The sequence below is a fragment of the Pirellulaceae bacterium genome (assembly GCA_019636385.1).
Taxonomy (GTDB): Bacteria; Planctomycetota; Planctomycetia; order Pirellulales; family Pirellulaceae; genus Aureliella.
On sequence record JAHBXT010000002.1, the window covers coordinates 1,059,832 to 1,080,673 of the forward strand.

Annotated in this window: 8 protein-coding genes and 1 pseudogene (1 of these 9 cut by a window edge); 2 read left to right on the plus strand and 7 right to left on the minus strand. The window is 53.2% G+C overall.

Annotated features, from left to right (window positions below):
* On the plus strand, positions 1 to 14,313 hold the end of the coding sequence (locus KF752_09465; protein ID MBX3421768.1) for a VCBS repeat-containing protein. The gene continues 19,560 nt to the left of window position 1, outside the view; 14,313 of the gene's 33,873 nt are visible here — the last part of the coding sequence; its start codon lies off the left edge, out of view; it ends in the stop codon at positions 14,311 to 14,313.
* A 409-nt stretch (positions 14,314 to 14,722) separates the two neighbouring features.
* On the plus strand, positions 14,723 to 15,451 hold the full coding sequence (locus KF752_09470) for a formylglycine-generating enzyme family protein (GenBank protein ID MBX3421769.1): 729 nt from the start codon (positions 14,723 to 14,725) through the stop codon (positions 15,449 to 15,451).
* 724 nt (positions 15,452 to 16,175) lie between these two features.
* On the opposite strand, the gene KF752_09475 is transcribed toward KF752_09470, so the two are convergent.
* The 7 genes and pseudogenes from KF752_09475 to KF752_09505 form a co-directional block, all read right to left on the minus strand.
* The gene (locus KF752_09475) at positions 16,176 to 16,670 is read right to left on the minus strand and encodes a hypothetical protein (protein ID MBX3421770.1); all 495 of its coding nucleotides are present in this window, start codon (positions 16,668 to 16,670) and stop codon (positions 16,176 to 16,178) included.
* A 174-nt stretch (positions 16,671 to 16,844) separates the two neighbouring features.
* On the minus strand, positions 16,845 to 17,225 hold the full coding sequence (locus KF752_09480; GenBank protein ID MBX3421771.1) for a hypothetical protein: 381 nt from the start codon (positions 17,223 to 17,225) through the stop codon (positions 16,845 to 16,847).
* 13 nt (positions 17,226 to 17,238) lie between these two features.
* On the minus strand, positions 17,239 to 17,820 hold the full coding sequence (locus KF752_09485; GenBank protein MBX3421772.1) for a hypothetical protein: 582 nt from the start codon (positions 17,818 to 17,820) through the stop codon (positions 17,239 to 17,241).
* Positions 17,821 to 17,954: 134 nt separating this feature from the next.
* A complete protein-coding gene (locus KF752_09490; protein ID MBX3421773.1) occupies positions 17,955 to 19,148 on the minus strand; it encodes a hypothetical protein in 1,194 nt (397 codons plus the stop codon).
* 158 nt (positions 19,149 to 19,306) lie between these two features.
* Positions 19,307 to 19,492, minus strand: a complete 186-nt coding sequence (locus tag KF752_09495; protein ID MBX3421774.1) for a hypothetical protein — start codon at positions 19,490 to 19,492, stop codon at positions 19,307 to 19,309.
* Between the two features lie 97 nt (positions 19,493 to 19,589).
* Positions 19,590 to 19,823, minus strand: a pseudogene (locus tag KF752_09500) (hypothetical protein).
* On the minus strand, positions 19,820 to 20,710 hold the full coding sequence (locus tag KF752_09505) for a hypothetical protein (protein MBX3421775.1): 891 nt from the start codon (positions 20,708 to 20,710) through the stop codon (positions 19,820 to 19,822). The pseudogene KF752_09500 and the gene KF752_09505 overlap by 4 nt, the downstream one beginning before the upstream one ends.
* Between the last annotated feature and the right edge of the window lie 132 nt (positions 20,711 to 20,842).

Here is a 20,842-nt window from a genome sequence, read left to right on the forward strand (position 1 = left end):
AACGACGGCATCGACGTACTAACCAACCGCACCGTCACCGCCAGCGGCGACTTCCTGGTCGATCGCGCCACCGGCCAACCCGATACCTTCTCGCGAACGCTCGCCGACAGTAAATCTGAGCAGTGGTTCAAATTCACCACGCTCGGTGACGGCCTGCCGGGGAACAGTTTTGGCATCAATGCTCAGTCGTCAGCCCCAATCAGCATTGCTCCGCAAGCAGCCGGCAGTATGTTTGGCGACAAGGGTATCGTCATCACCGATATCGGCGCGAATACCAATGATATTATGACAGGCAGACTAGCCATTCAGCCTGACGGAAAGATTGTCGTGGCCGGATACTCAACAATTCCTTCCACTTCCCGCAGTGAAATCGCCATCGCTCGCTACAACATCGACGGCACGCTGGATTCGAGTTTTGGTAATGGCGGTATCTATAAGCCAACCATTCGTAATTCGGGATCGGCTGACGACTGGACACAAGCAGTTTTGATTCAGCCCGATGGCAAGATAGTCATAGGCGCTTCAAGTCGCATTGGCTCCGGTGATTACGATTTCGCATTGGTTCGACTACTGCCCAATGGAACACCAGATACGGATTTTGGTACTGCTGGAGTTCGCATCGACCCGTATTCTAGCCAGCACGATCAAATATTCCGCATGACGCTGCAGGCAGACGGCAAAATCTTAGTGGTCGGGCGACAATCGGCATCTGTGAGCGCCTCTGGCACTTTCGTTGTCAAGCGCTACAAATCAGATGGAAGCGATGATAGTTCCTTTGGCAGTTCGGGCAAGATTACGCCCGCGTTTGCCAGTGATAATGATTTCATGCAAGTCGGAGTAGGCATTCAGTCCAGCGGTGAGATCGTGATTGCTGGCAGGCAGGGGACACTGCTGGCCATTGGTCGATTTAACAGTAATGGTACCGCCGTCGCGGGTTTTGGAACCAATGGCATTCAGACGTATGGTAGCGGAAACAGCAATGGCCAAAAGTTTATTAACACCGCTGCGGGGACTCTAAGAGGATTGGCTATTCAGTCTGATGGAAAATTGGTTGTGGCGGGATATAACTGGAGCGGAGTATCCGGTCAAACGGTCACGCCGTTTCTGTCACGATATTCTGCCAATGGTACAGCGGAATCAGGTGCAGACTTCAGTTTCTCGACTCCCACTGGTAGCATCTTTTTTGCCGACCTGACAATCCAACCGGACGGTAAACTAATGGTTACCGGCGAGGATCAATTCAACACGCTCCGAAAACTGTTTGTCAGTCGCTACAATTCAAACGGCAGTCTCGACAACGGCTTCGGTATGTCAGGCATGCAAGCGGTGCAAATCGGACAACATCATAGTTCTGGCTATGGAGTTGTCATGCAGTCGGATGGAAAGATTGTCGCAGCTGGCATGGCATACCATGACACCTTGCCGCAAGGGGATTTTGCATTAGTCCGGCTGAATCGTGATGGCAGCTTGGATCGAGGAGCATTGGCCCCGGATATCCCCCTTTCCATCTCCAGCAACCTACCCGGAATCCTGGAATTCGATCTGTCCGGCATCCAGAAGCTGCTTGCCGACAATCCATCCACATCGACAGTGGATAGTCTGATCGAAGATGCTCTGACTAAAGTCAATCTCCAGCTCAGCTACAGTTCGGCCAATCTCAATTTTCCGAGCACCGTCAGTCTGGAGCCCACTCATCGAGCGGTGATCGGCAACATACTGTACTTCGTCGGAGGTCCTACTGGTTGGCAGTCGCTGTGGCGGACTGACGGAACTGTAGTTGGAACCTATCAGGTACGGCAACTGACTGGAGATGCTCTGGTTGCCTTGACAACGACCGACGAGTTATTAGGAATCGACAGCGATAACGATGGCGCAAATGATAAGCTTTATTTTACATCTCATAACCAGATATGGAATTTGAACCCATCAAAGCAGGCGGTCCAGACGACCAATCTCACCGGTGTGACATCTTTAGGTAAGCTCAAATATCTGGGCGAGAAATCCGGTCAGAGTATTGTCTTCTTCACAGGTACCGAAGGTAGTTACGCACGCCTGTGGCATCTGGATTCGACGGTGCCTGTCGCAGGTGCCCGTAAAGTCGTCTCAGAAAGAACTCCGGTCGTCGATTTTGTTAGGAATCCGAACAGCTTAGAGGTAACGCCCATCCTCGGTGAAAGGACTCTGTTCTTTGTAGCAGATCATTCGAACTCAAGCTCGACTAAGAGACTTTGGTCCATTCGCCTGAATCAAGTCAATGCGGACTTCGATGGCGATAGTCTTGCAGGCCGCGTGAATCTGAACTTGGGGAATCCTCAAAACCTCACCGCCGTACCGTCAATGCAGTCACTATTTTTCACGGCTAATGATCCCGGCAATGGTTTCCCCAGCCTGTATACAGTCAATTCCGCTGATACTGCGAATCTTAACGCTGTTAGTAGTCATTCGGGAAATGCTCTCGGCAATCTGACTGGTGTCAATAACCGCCTGTTTTTTACAGTGGCTCCAGGCAACACCGTTTGGATTTCTGACGGTACAACTACCGGTACACAGGCTATGCTGGGTGAGAAGGGATTGCCAATCGCCGATGGAAGCAGTCTAACCAGTCTTTCTGGGACGAAATTGATTTTTGCGGCAAGTAGTGACTCCCGAATTGGAACTGAGTTACTCAAGTATGACACGAGCGTTTCGCTCGGCAGTGGAAGTGTTGTGTCTGCAAGTGGCTCCGGCTCATCCATTGTCGTCGTTACCAGTCAGCCACATGGCATGCAAAATGGCGATGTCGTCAGTATTCTGGGGGCGACCGGTAGTGGGGCAGGCAATGTGAATCGCGTGACTGCCATCAAGAACGTAAACGTCAACAGTTTTGAATTGGATTTACCACCCGGCACTGGCTCTACATCAACCACGGGAGGATTTTGGTCTCAAGTAAATATCGCTCGATACGTTAAGGATATCGTACCTGGACCTACTGGATCTACTCCTACGAACTTTACCGAGGTGGATGGATTCATCTATTTTGCTGTGAATGACTTAATTCACGGAAATGAATTGTGGAAAAGCGATGGAACCTCGATCGGGACAAATCTAGTCTCCAATATTCGCCCTGACACGCCGAGCATTGCCGGTTCCAACCCTTCGAACTTTGTGGCTGTTGGAAATCTAGCGTACTTTCTGGCGGACGATGGGGCGGGTAGCAAGTTGTTCAAGTCCGACGGCAACTCGGACGGAACGGTGCGAGTGGATCGGACGCTAGGCGTTGAGCTAGTCGTGAATGTGCTGCGAGATGAGGGCGATGGACAGATTACTAGCGATGACCTCATTGGGGTATCGAACCCAGTGGCCTACTCGGAGCGGACCGCCAAGTCTGGGACTGCGGGTGCCGTCAATGCAACCAGCGGTGTGATCGACGATCCGACGGTTAATGCAATGCTGAAAACCGCAGTGCGTGATGCTCTGCTGAAGGGACACACCCGAATGACGGTGCGACTGGAGCAGGGCAACAGGCTGTCGGCCAGCGATGTTCCAAACGCCCAGTCCCCGACAGGTGATTCTCAGAATAACATTCGCTTGGATATCGCCATCGATTTGGCTGGGGCCGTTACAAGATTTGGAGTTCCGCACGACGGAGACGATCCGAACATGCCGGGTGCAACGCGGTTGACTGTAACACCGCCCTCGGAAAACGACGTGGTATTCGACCTGTACGATGCCAAGGGCGGGTTGATGAAGCCGGGTGTAACCAACGTCGATATGCGGCATCTAGATGCGGGGACGTACTATGCGCGAGTCTATCGCCCGGATGCACCGGCCGCGACCGGTACGGCCCGCAACTTTACGTTCTTGGTCGCGGCACCACCGGCTGGGCAGACTCGACCGACGTTCTCCGATCCCGACCGCGATACCATTCGCGGCGGTGATGGCAACGATTTCCTGATTGGCAACGCAGACATCGATCGACTGTTCGGCGGGTCGGGTAACGACGTCATTACCAGTGACACGTTGACGGTCTTCACCGGTACGACTCAAGCTCGACTGCGCAGCACCGAGATTCGCGACTACCAGGGAACGCTGGATGCGGCAGGTCCGAATAACGAGATCGTTGTTCAAACCGCTACTGCCGATTCGATCGGGGATTTCAAGAAGGCGCAGCTCGACCGTGCCGTATTCATTCCAGACAAGGGATTGCGGCTAGTACTGGCCGATGCGATTGGCATTACCTACACCAACCGCTTTGACGACCAGCCCAATTTGGCTCGCCCAATCCATGCGAGCGACTTGGCAACGCTAACACACCTGGACGCAAGCAATCGCGGAATCCGCGATCTGACTGGACTCGAAAACGCGGTCAATCTTCGAAGCCTGAATTTGGCGAATAATATTCTTCGAAGTATGGAAACGCTTCGCGTCAAAACAAGCACTGATGACGTAGATGCAGGAGCGCCACTCGGACTTCGCCGACTAGAGTACCTTTCTTTGGACAGCAACGAGATTGTATCTTTTGCTCCACTTGGGGGACTAGGCGAGCTACGCGGTTTGTCGGCAGATGGCAACTGGCTAAGTTCTGAAGCTCTTGCTTTAAGCCTTAGTAGCTCGGAAACCTGGAGTGACCCCCAGCAGGCGATTCAGTCACTTTCCTCGCTTGAGCATTTAAGCATCGATAAAGCCCCATCGATAGCAGTGAATTCGATCCCTATATTTTCACCCTTTTCAGATACCAATCCGAGTGCTGGAAAAATCTTGGTACAACCTGATGGGAAGGTTTTGTATGCGCTCCATTCATTATCCTCACCGCATACTTGGACCGTCGTACGATACCAAAAAGACGGGGCATTAGACAATTCGTTTGGCACTGGGGGCATATTCCAGTTGTCCAATCTGCCGAGCCTGTCACCCATGAGCGGGCTTCATGGCATTGAATTGCAAGCAGATGGAAAGATTTTGTTGCTTGGGGGAATTCGACTGGGGTCAGCTCGTGATGCACTCATTGTACGTCTAACGACCGAAGGCAAACTTGATTCGAGCGGAAATGGGTCGACCTCACCGTTCAATGGAACGTCAGGTTATCAAAGAGTAGAGTTCAACTCCCTAGATTCCGATTACTTCAAGTCCGCTGTTCAATTGTTTAATGGCAATGTCGTTGCGATTGGAGAAGCGTGGAACTCAGGAGGCTACCGTGTTGCTGGAGTCGAGTTCACCAGTTCTGGTGTGGCAGTAGGCACGAACTTCATAGATAGTCCTATTGCTACGAATGTAGCCGTAGCTAAGGCACGGCTTCACCCGGATGGCGGAGTCATTGTTGTTGGCTCATCCTACGATGCAAATTTCTCAGCGGCAAGCACTGGGCGATTCATGACGAAGTTACTACCCACGCCGAACGGTTTAGTAAAGGACTTAAATTTTGGTTCGCAAGGTCGTGTACTCTCTGACGATCCTACTGCTGAAGACCTCGCATTAGATGTACAGATTGACTCTCAGGGCAGAATTGTTGTTGTAGAGTACCATCGTACATTGACCGGCGGCGCTGCCAGGACGCTGATAGCCAGATACCAGAGCAATGGTCTAACCGATTCTACCTTTGGAAACAACGGAAGAGTCGAAATCCCAGGGATGAGGCCAAATGGCTATGCCAGCAACCAGTTGCTTATAGACTTTGCAGATGGAATTCTGGTGACTGGACGTGAAAGCGTTGATCTAGAGCCTACCATTGTTAGACTCGATTCGAACGGGCGAATCGACACTGACTTCGGACAATCCGGACAGTTTAAAATGCCGATTTCAGTCGGAGGTGCAAGACCACAGACTAGTCTGTTGCGAAATAGCGATATGGACTTGTTCCTGGGCTTTGCAGCAGAGTCTAACAACATAGCGGGAGCTTGGCTAAAACACACACCGAGTGGTGTCAATTCCATTTCGTCTATTTCCGAACTTCTGAAATTGAAGTCGTTGAGTCTGATTGATCAAGGTGTCTCAAGTATCGCTCCAGTAAGTCGACTTGTTAACCTAGAATATTTGAATTTACGCAACAACTCCGTCGGAGATGTCTCGGCGCTAGCTGGAATAGCGCTTGCCGATGACGACCAGCCCGGATTTGTTGGCCCTGCATCAGCGACTGATCCGCATACCGAATTCTCCAGTTCTTACTTCACCGAAACCGGAAGTTGGCAGGGCAATATCAGCAACGTAACCGCTGCCTTTCATGGAGACTATAGATTCGCAGAGAAATCGCCGAGCCAGGAGGCAACGGCTTCTGCTACTTGGACATTCGAAAATTTAGTGCCCGATGAATATGAAGTATGGGTCACCTGGTTGCCGAGCAAGGCAAACGCAAGCAATGCACGGTATGTGATCGCATCTTCCCAGGAAGGAAGCATTGGTTCGGCAATGCTGGAGGGACCGCCGATTTTCGTCAATCAGAAGCTCGAACCCGGGGCCTATAGCGACTTTCAGCGTGTCGACTCCGAGAATCGCAAATGGCAGCGGCTTGCAGGCTCGGTGAGCGTAATGCAATCCGCAGAAGGTTCGACGACTGGCCGATTGACTCTAACACTAAGCAATGTCGCAGATGGCTTAGTCATTGCCGACGGCGTACAGATCGTTCGAAGTTCGGCGGTGTTGTCTCGGCTAAAGAACCTCGACCTGCGCGGCAACCCACTCGGCAACGATGCGGTTAATATTGCTATTCCTGCTATGATTGCCCAGTCTGGCCGTGGACTTCAGTTGATTTTAGACCCCACGACCGCAGTTCCAGTCCTGAACCCGATCGCTCCGCAACTGGTAGCCGCCAATGGAACTACGACTGTTCAGTTATCGCTGCAAGGAGTAACCACTCAATCGGACCAGGTATTCGATAGTTCGAACTGGAGTCATAGTATCGTGACGCCTCCTGAGAACTGGAGCAGCACCTCCATTACGGCGACCGTTGGAGGAGTTTCTGGACCATTTCAGAGAACAAGTCAGTCCAATTGGACGAATTTCGAATGGCAAGAAATCCCGGCTCAGGGAACTATTTTCTTGAATGGTGGAGCCAATTGGGAAATTAATGCACGAACCGGTGACGTCAATGGGGACGGTAGAGACGATTTAGTCCTTCCGTACAATAGCCCTTTTGGTACGAATGAAGGCCTGGTAGTTCGAACGCATATCAACCACGCCGATGGAAGCTGGGTTTATAGCGATCAAGTCTTCGGGCATTTGAACGGCGTTATCGCCGCTGGAGCAACGATATCGTCACTCTTAGTCAACCCTCGGCTTGCCGATGTCAATGGAGATGGATTAGCGGATTTGGTGTTTCCCTACGATCACCAACGGAGCGATGGTGGCTTCAACATTCTTACGATTCCGAGACTTCCCGGCGGCGGTTGGGCGGCACCCGTAAATCAACAGTTTGCTGATGGAGTGGGACTGGCGCAATTTGCAAGGCTTGGAGATGTTACAGGGGATGGTCTGGCTGATCTGGTCGTGCCTTTTGACTTTAGCCACGACACAGGGTCACTTCGTGTTCGAGTCTTCGAGAGACAGGCCAACAACTGGAAAGGCTCGGTACAACAATTATTCCCTGTTGAATCCGGACTTGCAGCCAATTCTCGATTGGCTGACATCAATGGAGACGGTTTGGCAGATTTGACGTTTATCCATCAGACCTCGACTCAATTGTTGGTCCGCCACACATTGAGAAATTCCAATGGGACCTGGAGTCCTATGACTACAGTCCAATCGATACCCATTCTGCCGAATGTGACTCTTAGCCCCGTTCGAGTCGCTGACCTGAACGGCGATGGTTATGGGGATCTGGTGGTTCATTTTATAGAGTCTCCGGTTGGCCTGCGTACCACTATCTACTTCGGAAATGGCAATGGATTTTCGTTATCTGCTACAAAGACTCTAACTCTGGGCGATGGACCTGGAGCACTGAATCGGGTACTGATAGGCGACTATGATGGCGATGGCAGAGACGATCTCTTTCTGCCGTCTACGGGCTACGATGGCACCAATCTCAACTTGCGAGTAAAACGTTCGACCACAAATAACTCCGAGCTGTTCTTGGGCATCCATACGTTTACAGGAGTCCCAGCTTACTCGTTAAGCGACTCACCCATCGGCGCAATGAACTATTCCTTCGACATTCGGTCATTCAATGGCGGCGATGTAACGACAGGACTCATGCTGAAGCAAGGAGCCAATTACTATGTCCAGAAGAACAATCTTGCTGTGGCTAAACGATCCAAGGGCTGGAGTCGAGTTGCTGGAAGTAATTTGTTAGCGAGCGACTTCGAGTTGGTAAGTGGAACGGGAAATCTCGATTTCAGTTCTTCAGGACTGCCCATCAGCTTTGGATATTTCACATCCAATGCGTCGGCCCTTGGAACAAGCGCCTCGTTCGGTGTCGATAATTTTTCCGCTTCTATCATTCAATCCAATGTGGCTGGCAGTGCTTTGTTTACCGCAACCACCGATCATCCCATTGTAAATGGATATGGTCTGAGCCTAGAGGTTGTAGGTGATCAGTTGATAATTACTCCTTCGGGCGATTTTACGGGTAATGCGCGGGTGACAGTGACCGCCCACGATGGCCCGACCGGTCCTAACGACTATCGTGGCCGAACAAGCGAGCAGAGTTTTGATGTGATGGTCGTTCCTTCGGTAACCGGCAGAGTTTGGTTCGATGCGAATGGCAATCATCTCCAGGATGCTGGCGAAGCGGGGGTTCCTAACGCGATCGTAGAGCTTTTCTTTTCGGTGAATGCGACAGCTGGAGATGGTGACGATGTTTCGGTTGCGGTCACAACGACCGATGCCTTGGGCCGTTACCATTTCTTGACCCATGCGACTGAACCCTACAGTTATGTAGTTGTGCGGCCTCCAATCGGATTCACATTTGTCGATAAAGATGTTGGCAGCGATGACAACATCGACAGCGATGTGAACAACTTTGGAGTTTCATCTGCGTTCAGTTTTGGAGTGCCTCAAGGAATTGATGCGGGTTTGACGGGGTCAGCTCCCGCATTCGGATGGGCAACTTCGTTCGGAAGTTCTGTCAACGACCGCGATGATTTTGTACACGCCGTTCGAACTGACCCGCAAGGAAACGTGTATACCACAGGAGCTTTCGACGGTTCCAACGTCGATCTTGATGCAGGACCAGGTGTCTATTCTTTGTCAACCAACGGTGCTGGAGATCGCGCCGTCTTCGTCATGAAGCAGACGCCCGCAGGGGCGTTGGCGTGGGTTCGTAAGATCAACCAATCTTCGGGGACTCCAAACGATGAAGGGCTCGCCATCGATGTGGATGCAAATGGAAATGTGTATGTCACCGGTTACTTCCAAAACACTGTCTCAATGATGGGAACTACGCTGACAAGCGCAGGAAGTGACGACGTGTTTGTCATCAAGTTCGATACTCACGGCACTCTCGCATGGGCAAAGCGAATGGGTGGCACAGGTAGTGATCTGGGAAGAGGAGTCTCAGTTGATCCATTCGGAAATGTCTGGGTTGCAGGCCAGTTCGCAAGCTCAAACTTTGATTCCGGTCCAGGATCGACAACTTTGTCGACTGCGGGGGCGGCGGATATATTTGTCAGTAAACTGGACTCGAATGGAAATCACCTTTGGTCCGGCAGAATCGGAAGTACCGGCAATGACACTAGCTTTTCGATCAGCACGGATAGTTCGGGCAATGTTCTCGTTACTGGACAATTTCAAGGGTCTAACGTTGACTTTAATCCAGGGGCTGGTAGTTTCCCATTAGACGCGGTTGGTCACGACGGTTTCGTGCTGAAACTCAGTAGCAGTGGCGAGTTTCAATGGGCTCGACGCATGGGGGGAAGCGGCACAGATTCTGCTTTCGGAGTTACGACGGACGCTGACAATAATGTCATCGTTGTAGGTGAATTCCAGCAGACAGCCACCTTTGATACTGGGGTGATTCGCACCGCGAACAACAATGACATTTTCATCGCCAAGTTTAACCCGGCAGGTAGTCTTTCATGGGTCAGCACGATGGGGGGCACATCACCGTCACAAATCGGCGGGACCGCCAGATCAGCGGCTACCGATTCGGCGGGCAATATTTGGATTACTGGGAATTTCATCGGCACCGTGGATTTCGATCCCGGAAGCGGCACGATCAACTTGACTTCAAGTGCCTCAAAGTCCGATGGCTTTGTTGTGAAGCTGGCTTCAAATGATGGGTCTCTATTGCAAGCCGATCAGTTCGGTGGCAGTGATGATGATTTGGGACAATCAATCGCGGTTGATGCCGGGGGCAACGTGGTCGTTGCGGGTCGGATCAAGGGTATAGCGGACCTTAATCCGGGTTCGGGGACGTATAACCGTACCGCTAACGGATCAGCCTACGATGCGGCGATTCTGCGCTGGACGGTGGGTACCCCAATTGCCCCCATCCCGGCAGCCAACATTGGCAATGGCGGAATCTATGGAACCGTGTTCGACGACACAAACCTAAGTGGAGATTTGGACCCAGGTGAGGACGTTGAAGGATTGCGTGTATTCTTAGACGAAAATGGCGATGGTATATGGCAAGAGTCGGAAAGCAACACGCTGACCGATGGCAATGGCCAGTACCGCTTTACTGGTCTGACCCTCGGTACATACCAGGTACGAGTCGACAGGAATTATCCTGCCAACAATCGATTTGCAATTTCGCCAGCCGACAGCCTGCGAACTGTCAGCCTGGTTAGCAATCAGTTCATCGCAACACAACAGGACTTCAGAAGCCAAATGGCGGTTGGTATCGGTCCCGATCGAATGATCACCGAGGATGCTAATGTAGCCGCGCGTACGTTCACGACCGACGTGGGCGATCAATTGACAGGTCCCACATACAAATGGTTTGTAGATGGCTATGAAATCGGCGGACAAACGGATGACACGTTTGTCCTGAGTGGTCTGGATGGTCAAAACAACCCGATCGGCAGAGGGTACCACGTCAAGGTCGAAGTGACCGGAACTTACCTAGGGCAGACACACACGTTTTCAGATTCCGCAATGGTCTTTGTGACCAATGTCGCTCCCACGGGCGGCATGGCCAATAATGGTCCCAAGCCGGAAGGAACGCCGGTGACCGTGTCGATCGCGGCTACCGATCCTTCCAGTGATGATCAGGCGAGCTTGCGGTATTTTTTCTCGACGGATGTCTTGGCTCGCGACGCAGCGGTCTATGCCGATGGTAGTCTATCGAGCTCTCAAGAGTTCACCTTTACCGCTGACGAAACCTACACAGTATACGGTCGGGTGATGGACAAGGATGGTGGCTTTAGCGACTACCAGACAACAGTCATGATCGATAATGCTGCCCCCACGGCTGACGCTGGCGGGCCGTATACGATTACCGCCGGCCAGGGTAGCGTGACGCTCGACGCTAGCGGATCGACTGATCCTGGTAACGATCCGCTTTCCTATTTCTGGGATTTGAACAACGATGGTATCTTCGGGGATGTGACGGGTGTTAGCCCGACGCTTACTTGGGTTCAATTAACCAACTGGGGCATTACGCAACAAGGTACTTATCCGGTTCGCGTGCGAGTCTCCGATGGGCTGCTGAGCGATGATTCGATGGCGGTTGATCTGGTCGTCGCCAATACCTCGCCAATGGCCAACGCAGGTGGAACCTACACCATCAGCGAAGGGCAGTCGTTGACGCTGGAGGGTGGACAGTCCAGCGATGCCGACGGACACCTCTTAAGCTACACTTGGAAGAGCAATGTCACCGTTCTGGGTAGCGGTCAAATCCTGACCCTCAGTTGGGACGAGTTGGTAGCGTTTGGGTATTCTGATGGTCCCGCCAGTTTACCAATTGAACTTCTGGTTGACGACGGGCTCGGCGGCACGCATTCAACCGACACTACCCTTACCATCCTGAATGCCGCTCCCACCGCACAATTCACCGGTCCGACCACAGCCCCGGAAGGCGTTGCAGTCAACTTCGAATTCAGCTCGATCTACGATCCTTCGCCCGGCGATACTTCGGCTGGCTTCCTGTACAGCATCGATTTAAACGGAAACGGGGATTACTCCGATCCTGGTGATGTGCTGGACAGTCCTAATGCGTCTCATTGGATCATTTTCCCCGACAACGGCATCTATACCGTCCGGGGACGCATTCGAGACCGTGATGGAGGCGAAACAACCTACGAGCGGATCGTGCAGGTAGAAAACGTGGCCCCACGAGGTGATTTAGCCATTGGAATTGCGTCAATTAATGAAGGCAGCACGTTCCAATTTGGACTTGAGTATTTGAATGATGTTCCAGCCGACCTCGCGTCGCTGATGTTCGAGTTCGATCTCGATGGCGATGGCTTGTACGAGCATGGTCCGGTGTCCACGCCAACCATTCCGGTAACGATCTATACCAACGGTAGCTATCTGTTACGAGTTCGCGTAAGCGACAAGGATCAGGGCAGCAACGTGTATACACAGGTCGTCACCATTAACAACCAGGTACCGACCGTACAGACCTTTGCCACCGCAGGCGGCAGCAACTCGACTGCACAAGGCACTTCGGTCAAGTTCATCGGCACCTTTACCGATCTCGGAGCGGAGGACGACAGCGACAAGTGGACCGGGTACGTTTCGATTAAGGATAGTTCAAACGTTGAAGTCGCCCGTACGCCGCTGCGGATAACCCCGGATTCAGTCCATCTGAATCAAGCTACTTTTGAGGTTTACTATGTCTTTGCCGAGCTGGGCACTTTTACTGTTCAAGCTTTCGTCACCGATGGTGAGTCCCTGACACCGGGAAGTAGCAACCCAGTTGCTATCTCAGTTGGTAGTGCTCAAGTTGTAGGGAGCCATGTCTACCACAAAGGATCGAGTTTCGCAGGGGGCGGCAGCAACATAGCCGCCGCGCTGGATACCAGCAAACAGCTAGCCAAGGAGGGGGCGACTTCCCAGACACTGGGTTTCAACAACCTGATCAACACATCTCGTGGCATCAATGGTCTGGCTTTTGATATTTCGAATCTGCCGGCAACTGCTTTGACCGCAGCCGATTTTGAGTTTCAGTGGAGCCCACAGGGCGCGTTTAACCAGAGCGCTAATCCGCCGTCAGCCTGGACAGCGGCTCCCGCTCCATCGGCGATTACAGTTCTGCCGGGTGCGACGCCACGAGTGATCCTCGAGTGGCCTGATGGATCGATCATCAACCGATGGATACGAGTAACCATCAAGGCCAATACCAATACGGGACTGGCCGTGCCGGAAGTCTATTATTTGGGGCATCTTCGCGGTGAGACCAACGGAATTGTCGAGTTCGGTGTGTACACGGTGTCCTTCGCCGATATCACCCAGATCAAGAACAATGTTTCTATCATTGTCGGTCCGGGTGGCGTGCTCGACATCGACAAGAATGGTGTGATCGCTTTCGCCGACATCACCGCCATGCGCAATAACGTGGCAGCTCAGCTTACGAATATCATCATTCCTGCTTCAGGCGGTGGTGGCGGAGGCACTGGAGGCAGTGATAACCAGGAAGGCAGCTTAGTTGGCTACGTTTTTGATGACGGGGCCGCAGCTTTCAGTGGCTTTGCGGCAAGTAGTTTAGCCGACAGTGGCGAAGATCAAGGCGGATACCATGACGGCCAGGTTGCGCTCAGAATGGCGGCACCTGCGGTTGAAGACACAGTTGCCAATGAAGCCACTAGCCTGATTGTAGACGCGGGTCTCCTAGAAGACGCGAGTATTGCTGAAGACTCGAGTATCGCTGAGCACGTAAGTGTTGCTGAGCAGACTACTGAAGTTAAAGAGTCGCGTCTGCTCAGCAGTTCTGGCGTGGCTGAGATCGGCAGTGATGTTCAAAATGCAACTGCCATTCAATACGCAACAGTTCTCGAAGTTGCGCAGCTCATCGAAGACACTGATATTATTGAAGACGCAAGTGTCAGTGAAGACAGTGCTGCAGTTAAAGACACAGCTAGAATTGAGGATTCAAATCCGACCAAACTGTCCAGCGCTGGCTCGACGGTATTACCGCCTACACCAATAATCGCTCCTATAGTCGTGATGGCTAATCCGCAGCCTGTTAGCAGTCAGTTGGCCGGATCGTCAATCGCCCAACCGTTTGAGTCAACTGGATGTAAGTTCGTAGCCCCCGTTGCCCAACGGGGTACGACGAATTACCGAATCGGCAGTCTAACCGGGGCGAGTTCAACTACCTCGAATCTATCGGCCCGCGAATGGGTGCTGGGGAATTTGCGACTTAGGCGAGTTCAACCAATCAGCCTTCCAGCGAGCCTCACGCTAACTTCGCCATCAGTCGAGTCGATCGACAAGTTCTTTGAAGAGCTTTCGGAAGGTTAGTAAATGATAACTGAAGATAGGGCATTTCGGCTAATTGATTCGACATATTACGGGCCGAGTTGTGGTCGCAATTTCCCCTTGAATCACTCTGGCAAATCGCTCGCTTTGGGCGCTTGCACGACTGCATGTAAATCGTAATGATGAAGCCGGATGCGGCCGCCCAGGACTGGTGGACATCGCCTAGGAGACGGAAGAAAGAGTGTTTAAACTTCGCGTCGAGGTGGAACATAGGAACTTAGCATCGTGATGGCAGGAGTTTTCCGATGTCTTTCACACCATTTTTGCGGAGCTTATGACTATGCAACGAGGGTATTCCATTTGTTGGTTGTTGCGTGCAGCGTTCTTCGGAGTTAGTAGATCCGAGCAGTGCTGCGCTCAAAGCCCGAAAGAGATTGCCAACAGTATCGGTATGAAGCTTGTAATAATCTCCAAGGGGACGTTCAAGTTGGGATCACCGCCCGGCAAGGAAGGCGTGAACCATGACGAGCGACAGCATGAGGTAACGATCAGCAGAGACTACTACCTCGGTATGTACGAAGTAACTCAGGCGCAATACGAAACAATCATGGGGGATAATCCAAGCTATTTCCAAAATGACAATCTGCCTGACGCTCGAAGCGTCGAGGTTACTTCAGACTTTCCAGTAGAAACAGTCTCTTGGGAGGATGCAGTCGAGTTTTGCAGACGCATATCGGCATTGCCTGCAGAGAGAGCGACTGGGCGAGTGTACCGATTACCGACTGAAGCAGAATGGGAATACGCCTGCCGCGCTGGGAGTAAGTTAGCCTACAGTTTTGGGGGGGATGTTAGGGCACTTGGTGATTATGCTTGGTATGACTCAAATAGTAATGATCGAACGTATCCCGTTGGACAGAAGAAAGCGAATTCATGGGGTCTCTACGATATGCATGGAAATGTGTGGGAGTGGTGTTCGGATTGGTATGGGGAATATCCGAACGGAGCTGTTAGCGACCCTCAAGGTCCGCGTACAGGCTCTTTACGAGTCGACCGAGGCGGCAGTTGGGACTACGGGGCCGCTATGTGCCAATCATCCTTCCGTGGCAACCTCGACCCGTCGGGTAGCAACTTCAACAATGGGTTCCGCCTCGCTCTTGATGCCCCTGTGAATCCCAGGTAAGGGATTCCAAAATGCCATGGAGTGAGCTTTCTGGCGAAGGGAAATGGGGTCGATCGAGTTTGGTTGTATTTGGTCCCTGACACAGGTCGAACCGTCAGTGTACTAAGGGCATCAAGCCGAACGACGCAGCCTATACTGAATTCGTAAAAGTTGGAAATTCGGAACACAGGCTCCAATGCGATCGAATTGCATATGGCAATCGTCTTGGCTTGCTCGGACGAAATGGGAGAGATAAGTGCGGCGTCTCATATAGTTTCAACCTAACCCAGGCTTTCCGAATTGCGGCTTGGCGAAGTGTTTGGTCAACGAGCGGACCTGTGAGAGCTAAAAACAAAACTTGGCGTTTTATTGGATTGAATTTGGCGATCGCTTGCGATAATCGGCGGTCACAGGCACCGTTTCCGCTATCCGCAAGTGACATTAATTTCCCACGAACGCAGAAAGAACTCTCGCCGGTCAAGCGGAATGCTTGACCGACGAGAGGAGAGTGGCGCTGGGGCTGGCGGTTAGGTACTGATTAGTCGCTAAGACAAACGTCCGAAATGTAGATGCGGTCGCCAGATGATGGATCGCAAGCAGGACCACCGCTTTGGCGACGGTAGCTACGGTATGTTGTCAGCTGCCGCTCGCAGATGCCTGAACGGACAGGACCGACCTACTAGAGATTTGCAAATGAGCCAATTTGCCCAATTCTCAACTGCCACCTATTTTGCTCTGGATCAGCCTAGCTGCCGGCCAGCGAGAATTGGTCCTTGAGTTGATCGATCAACTGGCTGGCTTGACGGATGTTCAAGTCTTCGACTTTCGACTTGCCGAATTCCTGTTGGACGCATTGGCCTGGATTAATTTGCCGCTGCTTGCACAGTGCATAAATGGCTCGGACTTGACTGTTGGTAATTGCCGGTATGTTGGACCTGTTGGTCGCTGCAGTACCGGAACCATTCTTGGCATCGCGTCTGTCGGCCGGTAGGCTGTGATGAACCGCTGGGAAATTAGCAGGATTGGGAAGGGCCGGTCCAGAGTCAGCGCTGCCGGACAATTCAGTGTTGATGCTCTGGCGAGCCATTTCGTAGAGCCCGCGAACCTGCTGCTGAAATTGATTAGGATTAGTGGCGATTGAGTTATCGACCTCGGCTTCCAGCTCGATGCTGGCACCGCGTGAACTGTAATTGGGCTCGCCGACTTTACGGTTGAGCCCGATGCGAACTTTGATGGACATGTTGTTGCTCCAATTTAATTATGGAATGTGAGTGGAATTGCAAACGTTTACGACAGTGGTGGGCCGGCGCGGGGTTAGGTCAATTTCCCTCCAGAAGTGATTGGCCCGCTTGTCCCACCCTACAAAACCGGTGAAGGCTTATGCGGATGTTTTGTAGGACTAGATGTGAACCGGCTAGATGGTTTCTTTGCCGGCCGCTGAGCTGCATTCGAAGGTCTGGATGGACAGACGCTGGCCGATGCCTTTCATCCAGGGTTGGGCGTGGAGGTTTTTCAGCCAGTCGCCCGCTGATGGAATCCAGCCGCAATCTTCCAGCACATGCTGCTCGCCGATAAACCTGATGGGCACAATGCGACCGGTGCTGAGCACGATCGTCTTGCCAAATATCTGCTCGGCCAGAAAGATCCCTTCGGCATGATGCCGCAAAGCGCGATGTCGAAAGTCAGCTAAGAGTTTCTTAGTCTCGTCGAACCAATCGTGGATCGGCAAATAATCCTCGGGAACGCCGCCCCATTTCTTAATGCTGCTCAGAGCGTGATGATACGGATGTGCCATGGTTGATGCTCCTTCAGCTCGCCTTGCGCTTGCCACCGGTTTTCTTACCGCCCTGTGGAGTCTCCGGTGCGACCGGGTCGACCTCAACGGACTGGCAGTCGTACTGGATTTCGATGTAATTGGAGCCATGCAGGCAGTGTGCCATGCCCTGGTGGGCATCGAATATGACTACGCCCTGGCCACCTTCGTTGATTTCGTAACTGTCTGGCGTCATGTGCTCGACCAGTGCGATCAAGCAGTCCTCCAGTGAAGCTTTGCCAAACAAAGTGGACGACAGAGCTTTCGGAAAATCCTCTGGAAACGGCAGCTTGCCCAGCGACCGGGTCTTTCGCTTGTCCAAGCCGCACTGTTTACCGTCCGCATAAATTCCCATGGTCAGCAACTGCTGGCGATCGACACTCAGCTTGAGTACAGTCAGGCTTTCTACCTGACCGCTGTCTCCACAGCCGCAGTACTGGGCCATCACACACGGCAGCTTGTGCCTTCGCAGGAGCTGAATGGCATACTGAGCGGCCAGAGTCATTTTCCTTTCGGCCTCCCGTTGCATTTGCTGCAAGTAGGCGAGCCAATCGGGATCTTCGTCGTTAGTCATCATTGGTTTCCTTATTGGAAATTGGATTGAAGTGAGTAAAGCGACTCGCAGCCGGCCACCAGGGCCAACTGCGAGTCGATATGCAAAGCGAGTGACTTCGACGAAATGCTTGGCATTGTCGAAGTACGGGATTTCGATCAGGCAGCCACCAGATTGCCGCTACTGGCCAGATAGCCGACCTCACGACCGGGCAACAGCAGGTGGCACTGATCTAACTGGCCGAAGACATATTTCCGGCCGCCCTGCTGGCACTGTACCGGAGCCGGAGCGGCCCAAATGTAAAACTCCCGGAAGCCCATTTGCAGTGCGCTAATCAGATTGTGTTGGCTGACAACAACCCGGCCGGCAGCACCCTGATAGGCCGAATCGCACAGATCAAGCTGTACGATCGAGCCTAATTGCGACACGTCCGCCAGCCCTTGCATCTGCATCCAGCTTGGACTCGAACAGGCCCAGCGCAGCACGACTGAAGCTCGCGTGCCGACCGGTTCGGCTACCAGCTCCAGCGTGAGCGGCTCGATCTCGCCTGACCCCAATGCTCTGGGGAGCTGCTCCAGCAGATAATCGGCATCCAGATCGTCGATCCTCAGCGTCGACCGGCTGTGAGCCGGATCGGCAAAGCACTGGTCTAAAGTCGGAAAGCGAACATTTTTGGTGAGCTGCAAGTCGACTCGCCAGTGCGCCAGCCCGCAGTACAGCTCCAGTTGCAACCACCCCTCGGTACAGCCAACCGACACACCGGTACATTTTTCTAGCAACTTCAGCTTGGCCAGTCGCTTGGCTGGAACCAGTACCTCCTCCAGCGGCAGCGCAAAGCCCGACTCGACCAGTGCCTGACGCCCATCGGTAGCGGCAACCTGACCATCGCGGCCTCGCAATTGGAGACAGTGCAGGGCATAGCGCACCGAACTGTCGTCGGTCATCTGTGCTGCCCGATAGAGCGCCAAGCCCAGCGACCGAGGATTGGCCAAGTGATATTCGGCTCGTGTTGGTAGCGCCTGGAGTTCAGCCGCTAGCCACAAGACCGATCGGCGAGCATTACCGTCCCAGTGATCGACCAAGACCTGCTCGGTGTCTCGCCGGAAGGTGACATCATGCCGGCTCGATCGCTTCAGTTCTTCGATAAGCTCCAGCGGCACACTGACGGCCGATGGCTGATTGGGAATCGACAACTGGCAAGCTACCGCGCAGTCACCCAGCCGACTGGCAATTTCCGTGGTCTTACCGTCTGACGAGATGGTGATGGCGGCCGACGTGTGACCACGCAGCCCGAGAATGCTCTTGAGCTGCGATACGGTGCGCGCCAAGACTCCGCTATTGATGACTATCATACGTGTTTCTCCTTAAGTGACGTGAAACCGATTTTCTGTGAGTACAAGTGATTCAAACAAACGAAAAGGGCTCGCGTCCAACACAGCAGACGCGAGCCACAAGGATGTGAATTGATGAATTGTCCGACTCGGCAGCCACTTCGAGGCCAGCCGGCAGACTACCGGCCAAGTTTGCCTTTGGGCTTGGAGGCGACGCGAATGTCTCCCGAATAGGCAGCGCCACCGATCAGCAGACCGGTGACCAAGAAAAATACCCACCAGGAACCGGTCAGCGCTCCGCCCAGCAGTCCGATGAAGGCCGATCCATAGACATACATTTCATTCAACTTGTGACGTGCGTTCATGCTTGGTGCTTTCTTGTAAATGGTTATGTGATACGTGACTCTGTTCAGTACGACTGAGCAGAGCCGGTGAAGTTGACGACTGACCGGCACGACCGCCCAGCCAGTTGTGCAGCCAGTGCAGTTCGGCAGCCAGCGCCTGGCTTCGCAGCCGAAATGGCCCCAAGATGGGACCAGCCACCGGCGACAAATCGGCCGTCCACTGTCCGTCAGGTGTGGGCTCGACATGTGAGGCTCGGCGGATCGACAGCCGGCCCAGCGCGGACAGGCTGAGCGATTCGCTATAGATGGCTTGAGCTGTCCCGCTGGGGCCAATCAGAATTGTGAGGCTCATTGGCCCACATCTCTCAAGATACGGCGACGCGGTCGATCGACCATCAGACCATCCAGCACGCTCTGCACACTGGATAGTTCACTGGCCACCTGCTGGCGCAGCGGCTGGCTGGTCCGCAGACTGTCCGGCTGGATGCCGGCCACCACCTGTTGGGCGCGACCGATCAATTGATCCAGCTCCTGCGAGGAGGAGATATTTAGCAGCCGAAAACGCTCGAAAAATTCCCGCAGATTGCTCAGCGATGAATCCCGGAACACCTTGGGCTTGCCATCATCGCTGCCGGCCAGCCGCTCGATCAGATGTGAGACCAGCCCGGAGAGTTCTTCGGTGAAGGCCCGTTCGGCCAGCTCGACGGCCTGTTCGAAGCGAACCCGCACCCGCTCGCACTCCTGCTGGTAAATCTCCGGTTGCAATTGCCGCAGATAATCGGGCGGCTCGACGTTGGGAAATTCCCACACAAAGCCGAACGCTTCGTTGAGACTCGCCGGATAGTCGCTGTCGCAGTACAGCTCGCCCAGTCGTTGCTGAGCTTGTTGTTTGATTTCCGCATAACAGCCTTCCAGCTCTCGCACCGCCTGCTGGAGCTGCTCAGCTAGAGTCTGCATGCTCTGGCTAAGCTCGGCTACATGCTGCTGACGGACCAGACGTATGCCCGGTTCAGGGAAGGGCAGGCTAGAGTTCTTCCAGAGCTGGACGACTTGCCGGCGGATTTGATTGACGGCCCGCATGGCCGGATGTCCGGTGTCGATCAATTTCTTGCCGGCAGAAATAAAATTCTGCTGAGCCCCAAAGGGCTGGGCGGCCAGTTGTAGCTGGTCGCCCGAGAGACTCTTGCGCATGCCCAGCCAACAGAAGGAAACCCGCATGGCGGAAAAGCCGTGCCGCAGTTGCTCGGCAGCTTGAACCTGGTCAGTGACAGGTTCGCTTTCAGATTGGACAGGTGAGGTGGGATCGGAACGACGTGTTGGTGCCGCTGTGGTGATTGTTGTGGACATGATGTCTGTCCTCCTTGGTTGAGG

Coding starts and splice junctions, on each gene's coding strand:
- KF752_09495 (MBX3421774.1), bottom strand. CDS start 19,492: ATGAACGCACGTCACAAGTTGAATGAAATGTATGTCTATGGATCGGCC.
- KF752_09480 (MBX3421771.1), bottom strand. CDS start 17,225: ATGGCACATCCGTATCATCACGCTCTGAGCAGCATTAAGAAATGGGGC.
- KF752_09490 (MBX3421773.1), bottom strand. CDS start 19,148: ATGATAGTCATCAATAGCGGAGTCTTGGCGCGCACCGTATCGCAGCTC.
- KF752_09470 (MBX3421769.1), top strand. CDS start 14,723: ATGAAGCTTGTAATAATCTCCAAGGGGACGTTCAAGTTGGGATCACCG.
- KF752_09485 (MBX3421772.1), bottom strand. CDS start 17,820: ATGATGACTAACGACGAAGATCCCGATTGGCTCGCCTACTTGCAGCAA.
- KF752_09475 (MBX3421770.1), bottom strand. CDS start 16,670: ATGTCCATCAAAGTTCGCATCGGGCTCAACCGTAAAGTCGGCGAGCCC.